Source organism: Acidovorax sp. A79, from assembly GCF_041154505.1.
Taxonomy (GTDB): domain Bacteria; phylum Pseudomonadota; class Gammaproteobacteria; order Burkholderiales; family Burkholderiaceae_C; genus Acidovorax.
The window spans coordinates 4,877,779-4,891,037 of record NZ_AP028672.1 but is presented as its reverse complement, the minus strand read 5'-3'; the positions used below and the strand labels follow the sequence as shown (position 1 = coordinate 4,891,037).

General features: G+C 66.6%; 12 protein-coding genes. 10 read left to right on the top strand and 2 right to left on the bottom strand.

Going from position 1 to position 13,259, the window contains the following annotated elements; genetic code table 11:
• Window positions 1-112 precede the first annotated feature (112 nt).
• From ACAM51_RS22420 to ACAM51_RS22395, 6 genes are all read left to right on the top strand, one after another.
• Window positions 113-1,051 (top strand): branched-chain amino acid ABC transporter permease, encoded by a 939-nt coding sequence (locus ACAM51_RS22420; RefSeq protein WP_369641901.1) that lies wholly within the window; start codon window positions 113-115, stop codon window positions 1,049-1,051.
• Entirely contained in the window at window positions 1,044-1,808 is a 765-nt protein-coding gene (locus ACAM51_RS22415; RefSeq protein ID WP_369641900.1) for an ABC transporter ATP-binding protein, read from the top strand. The genes ACAM51_RS22420 and ACAM51_RS22415 overlap by 8 nt, the downstream gene beginning before the upstream one ends.
• Window positions 1,805-2,515: an ABC transporter ATP-binding protein gene (locus ACAM51_RS22410; protein WP_145695436.1), complete on the top strand. Its 711-nt coding sequence runs from the start codon at window positions 1,805-1,807 to the stop codon at window positions 2,513-2,515. Before ACAM51_RS22415 ends, ACAM51_RS22410 begins: the two co-directional genes overlap by 4 nt.
• 57 nt (window positions 2,516-2,572) lie before the next feature.
• Entirely contained in the window at window positions 2,573-4,024 is a 1,452-nt protein-coding gene (locus ACAM51_RS22405; protein WP_369641899.1) for an aldehyde dehydrogenase, read from the top strand.
• Window positions 4,025-4,060: 36 nt separating this feature from the next.
• Window positions 4,061-4,243: a hypothetical protein gene (locus ACAM51_RS22400; protein WP_218293887.1), complete on the top strand. Its 183-nt coding sequence runs from the start codon at window positions 4,061-4,063 to the stop codon at window positions 4,241-4,243.
• A 332-nt stretch (window positions 4,244-4,575) separates the two neighbouring features.
• The gene (locus ACAM51_RS22395) at window positions 4,576-6,288 is read left to right on the top strand and encodes an IPTL-CTERM sorting domain-containing protein (protein ID WP_369641898.1); all 1,713 of its coding nucleotides are present in this window, start codon (window positions 4,576-4,578) and stop codon (window positions 6,286-6,288) included.
• 33 nt (window positions 6,289-6,321) lie between these two features.
• On the opposite strand, the gene tsaD is transcribed toward ACAM51_RS22395, so the two are convergent.
• Complete coding sequence (gene tsaD / locus ACAM51_RS22390; protein ID WP_369641897.1) at window positions 6,322-7,368, bottom strand: tRNA (adenosine(37)-N6)-threonylcarbamoyltransferase complex transferase subunit TsaD; 1,047 nt, start codon at window positions 7,366-7,368, stop codon at window positions 6,322-6,324.
• A gap of 100 nt (window positions 7,369-7,468) precedes the next feature.
• Window positions 7,469-8,635 (bottom strand): branched-chain amino acid ABC transporter substrate-binding protein, encoded by a 1,167-nt coding sequence (locus ACAM51_RS22385; protein WP_218293884.1) that lies wholly within the window; start codon window positions 8,633-8,635, stop codon window positions 7,469-7,471.
• A gap of 207 nt (window positions 8,636-8,842) precedes the next feature.
• Here ACAM51_RS22385 and ACAM51_RS22380 point away from each other — a divergent pair, with 207 nt between their 5' ends.
• From ACAM51_RS22380 to ACAM51_RS22365, 4 genes are all read left to right on the top strand, one after another.
• Complete coding sequence (locus tag ACAM51_RS22380; protein WP_218293883.1) at window positions 8,843-9,469, top strand: ANTAR domain-containing response regulator; 627 nt, start codon at window positions 8,843-8,845, stop codon at window positions 9,467-9,469.
• A 591-nt stretch (window positions 9,470-10,060) separates the two neighbouring features.
• Window positions 10,061-11,305 (top strand): CmpA/NrtA family ABC transporter substrate-binding protein, encoded by a 1,245-nt coding sequence (locus ACAM51_RS22375; RefSeq protein WP_218340636.1) that lies wholly within the window; start codon window positions 10,061-10,063, stop codon window positions 11,303-11,305.
• 36 nt (window positions 11,306-11,341) lie between these two features.
• Complete coding sequence (gene ntrB, locus ACAM51_RS22370; RefSeq protein WP_369641896.1) at window positions 11,342-12,310, top strand: nitrate ABC transporter permease; 969 nt, start codon at window positions 11,342-11,344, stop codon at window positions 12,308-12,310.
• A gap of 104 nt (window positions 12,311-12,414) precedes the next feature.
• The gene (locus ACAM51_RS22365) at window positions 12,415-13,227 is read left to right on the top strand and encodes an ABC transporter ATP-binding protein (RefSeq protein ID WP_369641895.1); all 813 of its coding nucleotides are present in this window, start codon (window positions 12,415-12,417) and stop codon (window positions 13,225-13,227) included.
• Window positions 13,228-13,259 lie beyond the last annotated feature (32 nt).

Genomic DNA, 13,259 nt, shown 5'->3' with positions numbered 1-13,259 from the left:
TCGGGAGGGGGACGCCACCCCTGGCCTGGCAAAGCCAGTTCCACGGTGGCACTGGCTTCGATCGCGCCGTATCCCTTCGCCCATGGCGAAACAAAGCACGACCAACAACTCCATGAAAAATTCATCCTCAAGGCCCTGGCTCGCGCTCGCCGTGGGCACGGCCGTGGTCGGCACCCTGCCCTGGCTGGTGTCCGAGTTCGTGGCCTCGGTGCTGCTCAGCTGCCTGATGTACATCGCGCTGGCCACCAGCTGGTCGCTGTTCTGCGGCGCCACGCGCTACCTGTCGCTGGCCACATCGGCCTTCTTCGGCATCGGGGCCTATGCCAGCGCCACGCTGCTCGGTAGCCTGCCCTGGCCGCTGGTGATCGTGGCCGGCGCGCTGATCGCCGCCGTGGTGGCCGTGGTCATGGGTGCGGCGGTGCTGCACCTGCGCGGCACCTATTTCGCGGTGCTCACCTTCGGCATGACGGAGCTGATCCGCCACGCGGTGACCTTTGTCGAAAAGCAGGTATCGGGCACGGTGGGCCGTGTGCTCACCGTGGTGCCCAGCAACGAGACGGTGTACCTCACGGTGCTGCTGATCGCGGCGGCGGCCATTGCGACCGCCATCGCCATCCAGCGCAGCCGCTTCGGCCTGGCGCTCTCGGGCATCGGGGCCGACGAGCAGCGTGCGCAGACCCTGGGCGTGGACACGCGCCTGGCGAAGATCGCGGGCTTCGGCATCACGGCCGCGTTTGCGGGCGCCGTGGGCGCGGCCATGGCCGTGCGCTGGACCTACATCGAACCGGCCGCCGTGTTCAGCCCCTTCATCGGCTTCCAGACGGTGCTGATCGCGCTGATCGGCGGGGCGGCCAGCATCGGCGGGCCGGTGCTCGCGGCCATCGTCTTCAGCCTGCTGGCCGAGACGCTGCGCCTGCAGCTGCCCTATGGCTACATGATGGTGCTGGGCCTGCTGCTGATCCTGTGCGTGATGTACCTGCCCAACGGGCTGGCCACGCTGTGGCAGCGCAAGCGGGCGGCCACGCCTGCCACGGAGGCCAGCCATGTCTGAAGCCCTGCTGACCATCGACAGCGTGACCGTGCGCTTTGGCGGGCTGACCGCCGTGGACGGCGTGAGCGCCACGCTGCACGCCGGCGAGCTGATCGGCATCATCGGCCCCAACGGCGCGGGCAAGACCACGTTCTTCAACGCCATCTCGGGCGTGCAGCCACCGACCTCGGGCACGCTGCACTGCGGTGCCGACAACCTGACCGGCAAGGGCCCGCACCACTATGCGGCCCACGGCATCGCGCGCACCTTCCAGACGCCGCGCGTGTTCCCGGACATGACGGTGCGCGACAACGTGCGCTTTGGCATGCAGTTCGCGGGCCGCCACCGCCAGGGGCCCGTGGGCCTGCGCAGCGAGGACGAGATCCTGGCCATGCTGGGCCTGTCGGCCCTGGCCGAGCGGCCCGCGGCCGATGTGACGCCTTCGCAGCAGCGCCTGCTGGAGATCGGCATGGCCCTGGGCACGCGCCCGCGCCTCTTGCTGCTCGACGAGGTGGCCGCCGGCCTGACCGAGGCCGAGGTGGACGCCATGGCCCAACGCATCCGCCGCCTGCGCGATGACTGGGGCCTCACGGTGGTGTGGATCGAGCATGCGGTGACCACGCTGCTCAAGTACGTGGAGCGCGTGCTGGTGCTGCACCAGGGCCGCAAGATCGCCGATGGCACGCCCGCCGAGGTGGTGCGCAACCCGGAGGTGATCGAGGCCTACCTGGGCGATGAGATGGGCACACAGGCAACACCCGAAGGAGCCACGGCATGAGCGGCGCACACCTCACGGTACAAGGGCTGGTCACGGGCTACAACGGCTTTCAGGTGCTGCAGGACCTGTCGCTTGAGGCCCAGCCCGGCATCACGGTGATCGTCGGCCCCAACGGCGCCGGCAAGACCACGTTGCTCAAGGCGCTGGCCGGCCTGCTGCCGCGCCAGGGCACGGTGCAGCTCGACGGCCAGGCCGTGCCGGCCCTCAATGCGACCGCCTGCGTGCAACGCGGCCTGGCCCTGGTGGCCGAGGGCCGCCAGCTGTTTCCACAGATGACGGTGACCGAGAACCTGGAGCTCGGCGGTTGGTTGGTGCCCTCGCGGGTGCGCGCCGAGCGCCTGGCCCAGGCCTTCGAGGACTTTCCGCGCCTCAAGGAGCGTGCCCAGCAACTGGCCGGCACCATGAGCGGCGGCGAGCAGCAGATGGTGGCCGTGGCCCGCGCCATGATGAGCGGCCCGCGCCTGTTGATGCTGGACGAGCCCTCGCTGGGCCTGGCCCCACGCATGGTGGACGAGCTGCTGGCCATCGTGCAGCGCATCGCGGCTCAGGGCGTCACCGTGCTCATGGTGGAGCAGAACGTGCGCAAGGCGCTGCAGGTGGCCCAGCGCGGCTATGTGCTGGAGCGCGGGCGCATCGTGGCCTCGGGCGATGCCGCCACGCTGCTGCAGTCCGACGCCGTGCGCCAGGCCTACCTGGGCGTTGCCTGAACGTCCCGCACCCCATCCCCATCGACTTTTCCTTCCTATTCATCCAGGAGACATTCCATGACTGCCATTTCCATGCTGATCAACGGCGAGCGCATGCAGGCCACCGGCGGCGCGACTTTCGAGCGCCGCAACCCGCTCGACGGCTCCGCGGCCACCACGGCCCCAGCGGCCACCGTGGCCGATGCCCAGGCCGCTGCAGACGCAGCCGCCCAGGCCTTCCCGGCCTGGTCGGCCCTGGGCCCCAATGCGCGCCGCGCGCTGCTGCTCAAGGCGGCGCACGCACTCGAAGCCAAGGGCGATGCCTTTGCTGCCGCCATGGCCGCAGAAACCGGCGCATCGGGTCTGTGGGCCGGCTTCAACGTGCACCTGGCGGCAGGACTGCTGCAGGAGGCCGCGGCCCTCACCACGCAGATCGCCGGCGAGGTGATTCCGTCGGACGTGCCCGGCAGCCTGGCCATGGGCGTGCGCCAGGCCGCGGGCGTGGTGCTGGGCATCGCGCCGTGGAACGCGCCCATCATCCTGGGGGTGCGCGCCATTGCCACGCCGCTGGCCTGCGGCAACACGGTCATCTTGAAGGGCTCGGAGCTGAGCCCGGCCACGCACGGCCTGATCATCGAGGCGCTTCAGGAGGCCGGCCTGCCGCCAGGCGTGGTGAACTTCGTGACCAATGCACCCGCAGACGCCGGTGCCGTGGTCGAGGCCATCGTGGCCCACCCGGCCGTGCGCCGCGTGAACTTCACGGGCTCAACCAAGGTCGGCCGCATCATCGCGCAGACGTGTGCCAAGTACCTCAAGCCCGTGGTGCTGGAGCTGGGTGGCAAAGCACCCTTGCTGGTGCTGGACGATGCGGACGTCGATGCCGCCGTGGCCGGCACCGTGTTCGGCTCGTTCGCCAACTCGGGCCAGATCTGCATGTCCACCGAACGCATCGTCGTGGACAACGCCGTGGCCGACGAGTTCGTGGCCAAGCTCGGCGCGCGCGCCAAGGCCCTGCCCCTGGGCGACCCGCGCAAGGGCCCGGTGGTGCTCGGCTCGGTGGTGGACATGGCCACGGTGCACCGCTGCAACGCGCTCATCGACGACGCGCTGGCCAAGGGCGCCACGCTGGTGTGCGGCGGCAAGAGCGACAGCACGCTGATGCAGGCCACCGTGCTCGACCACGTGACGGCCGAGATGGACATCTACCGCGAGGAGTCGTTCGGCCCCGTCAAGCCCGTGGTGCGCGTGAATGGCGTGGAAGAAGCCATTGCCTGCGCCAACGACAACGAGTTCGGTCTGTCATCCGCCGTGTTCAGCCGCGATGTGGCCAAGGCGTGGAACGTCGCGGCGCGCATCGAGTCGGGGATCTGTCACGTCAACGGGCCGACGGTGCATGACGAGGGGCAGATGCCGTTCGGTGGGGTGAAGAGTTCGGGGTACGGGCGGTTTGGGGGGATGGCGGGGGTGCGGGAGTTCACGGAGCTGCGCTGGATCACGGTGCAGACAACCCCGAGACACTATCCATTTTGAGGGCGTTGAAACGGCTCCCATATACGGTGGACGGGCATGAGCGTCCACCTGAATGCCGCGCGCCTGGTCAATGTCGGTCAAGCCGCCATTCACCCCCCTGCGTCCGAGCTTGAGAGGCGTATTCAAAGGTTTCTGGGAAAGGTGCACAGAAATCAGCGCCCGTCGCACAACCCCGCGGGCATCGCCGATGCCTGCGCTTTTTTTCTTGACAGCTGGTAGCCCACCCCATAAGGTTGTTAGCGATTGTTTCAGCATTCATCGGCTAGTGCGCCGGCCCGGAAATAGCTGCATGCAACGAAGTCGATGGCTTCATTCTCAAAAAAGCAGGCGCCCCCCTCAGTGACCACCGCAGCGGTATCGAGGACTTGCAGTGCGGTACCGAGTGTGAAAATCCGATTTCGTGAACATGTGGCTTGAGCGGTGACAGCACACTAGATTCGCGCAATGTGCTGTCCAGCATGAATGGCGCGACAAACGAACCGCCGCAAATGTGCCTCCCACGGGAGCGGACACGCATCAGCGTTGTCAATCACTACAGCGGACAGCCAGACATGAGCAGGATTTGTTTTCGTATTGCCACAATGATTCTCTTTGTGGTTGGTTTTTCCAGCCAGGCCTGGGCCCAGGCATTCACAGAGGATTTTGACAACATCACGTTGCTCACGGGCAATGGATGGTTCATGCAGAACAACAGCACCCCGGCCGGCTCAACCAGCTGGTTCCAGGGGACAGCAACCACAGCGACGCCAACCCCCGGCCCCTTCAACGCGTATAGCGGCGCAGCCAATGCATACATTGGCGCCAACTACAACAACACCGGCAGCACCGGCACCATCAGCAACTGGCTCGCGATGCCAAACCGGACGCTGCGCAATGGGGATGTGCTGACCTTCTTCACAAGAAAACCCACGGGGACCGACTATCCCGATCGGCTGGAAGTCCGGCTGAGCACCAATGGCGCAAGCACAAATGTGGGATCAGGCGCCACCGCCGTGGGGGACTTCACGGCGCTGCTGCTGAGCGTCAACCCAACGCTGGTGGCCGGCGGCTATCCCCAGACGTGGACGCAATACACCATCACTATCTCGGGACTTCCAGCCCCCACCTCTGGACGCATGGCGTTTCGCTATTTCGTCACCTCGGCCGGTGCTCTCGGAACGAATTCCGACTACATCGGTATCGACAACACGGTGTACACACCCTATGTGTGCCCGGCATTCACGATGACACCGGGGGGCGCGCTGGCCCCGGCAGTCTGGGGTCAGGCCTATAGCACCCCCCTTTCACAGACGGGTGCACTGGGAGCGCCAAGCTATGCGGTGACTGCTGGCGCTTTGCCCCCCGGGTTGACGCTGGGTGGTAGTGGCACCATCTCCGGCACGCCAACGGCCACTGGAACCTTCAACTTCACAGTGACAGTCGCGGACGCCAGCGGCTGTTCGGGTTCGCAGTCCTACTCCATCCAGGTCGAGGCCAACGTGCCTGGTGCGCCCCAGAACGTCAGCGTCACGGCTGGCAACGGGCAAGCGACCGTGAACTGGCAAGTACCATCCCACGATGGCGGCAGCGCCATCTCCGGCTACACGGTCACAGCGGTGCAAGACGGCAGCAAAACGTGTACGACCTCGGGTGCGCTCGGCTGCACGGTCTCTGGCCTCACCAACGGATCGGCGTACAGCTTCCGCGTCGTGGCTACCAACAACAAGGGGCCTTCCGCCGCAGGCATCAGCAATGTGGTCACACCAACACTTTCGACGGTGACCGGCACGGTACCTGGCATGTCAGGCACCGGCTCAGTCACCCTCGCTGGCGGAGGCGCAAGCTGTACGCTGGATTCCAGCTCCGCATTCACGGTGCCTTCTACGGCCCCCGCCAACCGCACCTTGCCTCACGGCGCGTTCGAGTTCCTCGCCACCGGCTGCACCGGCAGCGTCACCATCTCCATCACGTACCCGACTCCGTTGCCTGAAGGCGTGCAGTTCTGGAAGTTCGGACCGGCTACGGCAGGAGCACAGACCTCCACCTGGTTCTTATGGACCGAAGCAGCGCTCAGCCCGGACCGCCGCACAGTGACGTACAGCATCACTGACAACGGCATAGGTGATTCAGACATTGCCGCAGGGCGTATCCGCGATCCGCTGGCTCCGGCACTGGGCTCTGACCCCACCAGCATCCCGGTCAACAACCCGTGGGCACTGGCTGCACTGGCTGCCATCCTGGGTTGGATGGGACTGCGCAGGCAACAGCGCGGTTCTCCAGGATAGTTTTGTCGACGGGGCTGGAATGACCAGCCCATTTCAGCCGACTGGCACGATGGAATCCAGCGGCCACCGCGGCTTCACATCAAACGCATAGTCGGTGTTCGCCTCCTGCTGCCCCGCCTGCAGCCGCATTGCCGCCGCCATGGCGATCATGGCCCCGTTGTCGGTGCACAGGTGCAATTCGGGGTAGTGCACCCGTACCCTGGCCGCCGCGCAGGCGGCATTGAGCTGCGCCCGCAGATGCCGGTTGGCGCCCACACCACCGGCCACCACCACGCGCTTGAGGCCGGTCTGCTTGAGCGCCGCCAGCGTCTTTTTCACCAGCACCTCGACGATGGCGGCCTCGGTGCTGGCCGCCAGGTCGGCCTTGCGCGCTTCCAGCCCGTCGCCCAGTTTCTTGGCCTGGGTCAGCACGGCGGTCTTGAGCCCGGCAAAGGAGAAGTCGAGATTGCCGCTGTGCAGCAGCGGGCGCGGCAGCTTGAAGGCCGCCGGATCGCCCTGCTCGGCCAGGCGTGACAGCGCCGGCCCTCCCGGGTAGCCCAGGCCCATGAGCTTGGCCGACTTGTCGAAGGCCTCGCCCGCCGCGTCGTCGATGGTCTCGCCCAGGATCTCGTAGCGGCCCACGCCGTCCACCCGCATGAGCTGGGTGTGGCCGCCGGAGACCAGCAGGGCCACGAAGGGGAACTCGGGCGGGTCCGCGCTCAGGAAGGGCGAGAGCAGGTGCCCCTCCAGGTGGTGCACGCCCAGCACCGGCTTGTCCAGCGCCGCGCCCAGCGCGCAGGCCACGCCAGCCCCCACCAGCAGGGCACCCGCCAGGCCCGGGCCGCGCGTGTAAGCGACCACGTCCACATCCGCCAACGTCTGGCCGGACTCGGTCAACACTTGCGTGGCCAGCGGCAGCACGCGGCGGATGTGGTCGCGGCTGGCCAGCTCGGGCACCACGCCACCATAGGCCTGGTGCATCTCGATCTGGCTGTGCAGGGCGTGGGACAGCAGGGTGGGAACGGCATCGCCCGTGGAGCGCACCAGCGCCACGCCGGTCTCGTCGCACGAGGATTCAATTCCGAGGATCAACAGACTCATGCCCCGAGTGTAAAACCCGGGCTCGCGGGGGGCCTGATGCAAAAACCCCTGCCGGCGGTGGCCGGCAGGGGTCGTGCATCCCCAGGGTCGCAGGCCGCGCCTACCAGCGGTCCGAGCGCATGCGCAGCTCCCAGCTGCCGCTGCGCAGTTCGTACACGCCCACCGCGCCGTAGCGCTGCTCGCCCTTGTCATCCCAGGTCATCGTGCCGATCACGGGCGCGTAGCCGTTGATGCCGTGCATGGCCTTGGTGATGTCCTTGGGGTCCGCGGACTTGGCCTTCTGGATGGCCGCCGAGAGCACGTACATGCTGTCGTAGCTGTAGTGCCCGCCGTACGCGGGCGGCTTCTTGTAGGCATCGATGTACTTTTCCAGGAAGGGCTTGCCCGTGGAAAACTCCTTGGCTTCCAGCACGGGCGAGGTGGCATAGACGCCCTCGACGATGCCGGCCCCCTTGGTCATGTCGGTGGTCTTGATGGTGTCGCCGCCCAGCAGGCTCACCTTGGTGTGCCCCACCTTGCGCAGGGCTTCCAGCAACGCCAGCGCCTGGAAGTCATTGAGGGTGGAGACGATCACCTCCACCTTCGCTGCCTTGAGTTCGCCGGCCAGTTCGTCGAATGCCGTGGTCTTGTCGTCGAAGGACTTGCGCACCACGACTTCCTTCTTCTCGGCCTTGAGCTGCGCGGCGGCCCCGTCGGCCAGGCCCTTGCCGTAGGGCGTGCCATCGTCCAGCGCGGCATAGCGCGCGGCGCCCAGCTGGGTGGCGGCAAACGAGCCGATGGCGCGCGCCTGCAGCGTGTCGTTGCCCACCATGCGGAAGGTGGTGGAAAAACCCAGCTGCGTGAACTTGGGGTTGGTGGAGATGGCGATCTGCGCGATGTCCTTGGCCGCGTAGATGGGCGCGGTCTCGATGCTCACGCCCGAATTCAGGTGCCCGATGACGGCCACCACGCCGGCATCCACCAGCTGCTGGGCCACCGTCTTGCCGGTGGCCGCGTCGGCCTTGTCGTCCACCGCCACCACCTCCAGCGTCACCCGCTTGCCGTCCACGGTGTAGCCGCCCTTGTTCAGTTCGGCCACGGCCAGGTTCACGCCATTGAGCAAGTCCTGCCCGAGGGCGCCCAGGGGGCCGCTCAAGGGCTGCGCCACGCCGATCTTGATGGTGTCGGGCACCTTGCCGCACCCGGACAGGAGCAGCAGCGCCATGGACGCGGCGGTGGTCAAGGCCAGCCCGGCGGCGAAACGGCGCCGGTCAATATGCTTGTTCATGCGGAATCCTCATCAATATGTCAATGTGACCAGATGTATATGCGACGACGGAGGAAAGGCGCTATCGGGTATGCCCTGCCAATCGGCAAACTATTAGCAAGTTTCAGACCCTGCAAGGCAAGGCCCTTGCCGGAACCCGGCACCTGCCCGGGGCGCACCGCTTCGGCGCACCAATTTGTGGCGTAAAAATTGCTTATGCTCCAGGGTATGAACGAGTCTCTGCGCATCGTGGTGGTGGCCCCGGACCTGGCCATCGCCGACCCCGACGACGAACACGCCGTGCTGCAGGCGGAGCGTTCGCGGGCGCTGCGCATCGGGCTGCTGGAGAACAATTTCAACCTGATCGCCACGCTGCCCGCGGATGTATTCCTGAGCGAGCGGATCGCCCAGCTGCAGCCCGACCTGATCATCGTGGACGCCGAGAGCGAGGCCCGCGACGCGCTGGAACACGTGGTGGTGGCCACGCGCGACGAACGCCGCCCCATCGTGATGTTCACCAACGACGAGGACACCTCGCACGTCAAGGACGCGGTGGCCGCGGGCGTGTCGGCCTACATCGTGGCCGGCCTCGCGCCCCAGCGCATCCGCCCCATCCTGGACGTGGCGATGGCGCGCTTCCAGCACGAGCAGGCGCTGCGCGCCGAGCTCGCCGATGCCAAGACCGAGCTCAAGGACCGCAAGACCATCGACCGCGCCAAGGGCCTGCTCATGCAGCGCCAGGGCCTGACCGAGCAGGCCGCGTACGAGAAACTGCGCAAGACCGCCATGGACAAGGGCCTCAAGCTCGTGGATGTGGCCCAGCGCATGCTCGACGTGATGGACCTGCTCGGGTAAACAGGCGACATCCTCCTGAGGCGCTGCGCGCATCGGTGCAGCCGCCAGAGGCCGCCCGCTCTCGGGGACCGTCCAGACTGCGCAGGCAGTCTTGGAGCCGCGGCCCCTGGCCCCTCCTCTCGAATCGCTGCCCGGCTCGGGAAAGGGGACGATCCCCTCGCTGCGCAGCGGTCCTTGCCCGGCATCCCCGGCCTGGGCTACGCCCAGGTCCACCGGCTTCTCCCGGATGGTGCGCCGCACAAAGGCAGTGCGGCATTCACCGCGCGCACCACCTCCGCGCGTTTGCAGGTCAAAACCCCCCCCAGCGCTTGATCCATTTGCGCAAGCAGCTATTAATTCAATAGCAAACCATGCGCCGAACTGATGCGGAGCCCGTGCGGCAAGGCCTGGCACGCCACTTGCATTAACCCCTGCGAGACCAATGGCGGTCTCACCCCCACACAGCACGGGCCCAAAGGCGGGCCGGTGCTGGGCGAGCCCTTCATCGGGTATCGCCATGGACAGAGGCGTCCCTCACCGACCGGTGCTGCATGTATGCAGGCTGCTCGGGAGGACGCCTTTTTTGTTTTCAACGCTATGAGGAAGTGCCCCATGACCGATCTGCTCAAAACCAGCCTCAACCGCCGCACCGTGCTGCAGGCCGCCACCGTGGGCGCCGTCGGCGTCAGCCCCGCGCTGCGTGCGCTGGTGCACGCCCAGGGCTCGGACGCGCCGGAGAAGAAGGAAGTCAAGATCGGCTTCATCCCGCTGACCGACTGCGCCAGCGTGGTGATGGCCTCGGTGCTCGGCATCGACAAGAAGTACGGCGTGACCATCATCCCCACCAAGGAAGCCTCCTGGGCTGGTGTGCGCGACAAGCTGGTCAACGGCGAACTCGACTTCGCCCACGTGCTGTACGGCCTGGTCTACGGCGTGCACCTGGGCCTGGCCGGGCCCAAGAAGGACATGGCCGTGCTGATGAACCTGAACCACAACGGGCAGGCCATCACGCTGTCCAAGAAGCTCGCCGACAAGGGCGCCGTCAATGGCGCGGGCCTGGCCAAGCTGATGGCCAGCGAGAAGCGCGAGTACACCTTCGCGCAGACCTTCCCCACCGGCACGCACGCCATGTGGCTGTACTACTGGCTGGCGGCCAACGGCATCAACCCGATGAAGGATGCCAAGGTCATCACCGTGCCCCCGCCACAGATGGTGGCCAACATGCGCGTGGGCAACATGGACGGCTTCTGCGTGGGCGAGCCCTGGAACCACCGCGCCATCATGGACGGCATCGGCGTGACGGCCACGACCACGCAGGACATCTGGAAGGACCACCCCGAGAAGGTGCTGGGCACCACGTCCGAATTCGTGCAGAAGTACCCCAACACGGCCCGTGCCGTGACGGCCGCCATCCTGGAGGCCAGCAAGTGGATCGACGAAGGCCTGGCCAACAAGAACAAGATGGCCGAGACCATTGCCGGCAAGGCCTACGTGAACACGGGCGTCGATGCCATCAACCAGCGCATCCTGGGCCGCTACCAGGACGGCATGGGCAAAACCTGGGACGACCCCAACCACATGAAGTTCTTCAACGAGGGCACGGTGAACTTCCCCTACCTCACGGACGGCATGTGGTTCCTCACGCAGCACAAGCGCTGGGGCCTGGTCAAGGACCACCCCGACTACCTGAACGTGGCCAAGGCCGTGAACCGCATCGACGTCTACAAGCAGGCGGCCGCCGCTTCCAAGACGCCGCTGCCCAAGAGCGAAATGCGTACGAGCAAGTTCATGGACGGCGTGGTGTGGGACGGCAAGGACCCCGCCAAGTACGCCGACAGCTTCAAGATCAAGGCGTAAGCGCCCTGCCCCGTCCACCCTGTACAGGAGAACACCATGGTCAGTGCCGTCTTTCACTCCCCGCTGGATGCAGCCCCCGTGGTTGCACAGAACGCTATGAATAATGTAGCTAGCAGCGCTTCGTCCGCAAGCGCCAGAAGCCAAAAACAGTCAAAAACGGCTATGGCGGCAAGCCCTGCGCCCACGGCATCTGCAGCCCCCGCCGGTCGCGACTGGGCGGCGCTGTCGCGCGGCTTCTGGATGGCGGTGCTTCCACCGCTGTGTGGCCTGGGCTTGCTGGTGGGTCTGTGGGCCGTGGTGTCAGCCACCACGGGCAACAGCATTCCCGGCCCGGTGGAAACCTGGAAGCAGGCGCTGGAAATCTTTAGCAACCCGTTCTACCGCAATGGTCCCAACGACCAGGGCGTGGGCTGGAACGTGCTGATGTCGCTCGAACGCGTGGCCGTGGGCTTTGGCATGGCGGCGCTGGTGGGCATTCCGGCGGGCTTCGTGATCGGGCGCTTCAACTTCCTGTCGCGCATGTTCAACCCGCTGATCAGCCTGCTGCGCCCGGTGTCTCCATTGGCCTGGCTGCCGATCGGCCTCCTGGTGTTCAAGGGTGCCAACCCGGCCGCCATCTGGACGATCTTCATCTGCTCCATCTGGCCCATGATCATCAACACCGCCGTGGGCGTGCAGCGTGTGCCGCAGGACTACATGAACGTGGCCCGCGTGCTCAACCTGTCGGAGTGGAAGATCGCCACCAAGATCCTGTTCCCCGCCGTGCTGCCCTACATGCTGACCGGCGTGCGCCTGGCCGTGGGCACCGCGTGGCTCGTGATCGTGGCCGCCGAGATGCTGACTGGCGGCGTGGGCATCGGCTTCTGGGTGTGGGACGAGTGGAACAACCTCAACGTCAAGAACATCATCATCGCGATCTTCGTGATCGGCATCGTCGGGCTGGTGCTGGAGTTCGCGCTCATCAAGCTGGCCACTGCGTTCACCTTCGAAGAGGTCAAAACCTGACCCACCCCTGAGCCGCGCCTGCGGCGCGTCATCCCCTCAGGTGCCCCCCAGTGGCCCGGCCAAGCCGGTGCCGCGGCGGTCCTCGAAACAACCCGGAGTTCCTCATGCACACCTCTCTCACCACCAAGTTCATCGAAGTCCATGGCGTGGAGCAGACCTTCAAGACCGCCAAGGGCCTGTTCCCGGCGCTGCGCGACATCAACCTCACCATCGCCAAGGGCGAGTTCGTCGCGCTGATCGGCCACTCGGGCTGCGGCAAGTCCACGCTGCTGAACCTGATCGCGGGGCTGACCACGCCCACCAACGGCGCACTGCTGTGCGCCAACAAGGAGATCAGGGGCCCGGGGCCGGAGCGCGCCGTGGTGTTCCAGAACCACTCGCTGCTGCCCTGGCTCACCTGCTTTGACAACATCTACCTCGCCGTGGAACGCGTGTTTGGCGGCAAGGAAACGAAGGCCCAGCTCAGGGCCCGCACCGATGCGGCGCTGGCGCTGGTGGGCCTCACGCACGCCGGGCAAAAGCGCCCCGGCGAGATCTCGGGCGGCATGAAGCAGCGCGTGGGCATCGCCCGTGCGCTGAGCATGGAACCCCAGGTGCTGTTGATGGACGAGCCCTTCGGCGCCCTCGATGCCCTGACCCGCGCCAAGCTGCAGGACGAGCTGCTGGAGATCGTGGCGCGCACGCAAAGCACCGTGGTCATGGTCACCCACGACGTGGACGAGGCCGTGCTGCTGTCCGACAAGATCGTGATGATGACCAACGGCCCCGCCGCCACCATTGGCGAGGTGCTGGCCGTCGACCTGCCCCGCCCCCGCCGCCGCGTGGAGCTGGCCGAGGACCCGCGCTACGTGCAGTGCCGCAAGGCGGTGATCGACTTTCTGTACACGCGGCAGGCGCATGTGGAGAAGGCGGCCTGACGGCGGGCCCCGGGATGCCGCAATCGGGCGGC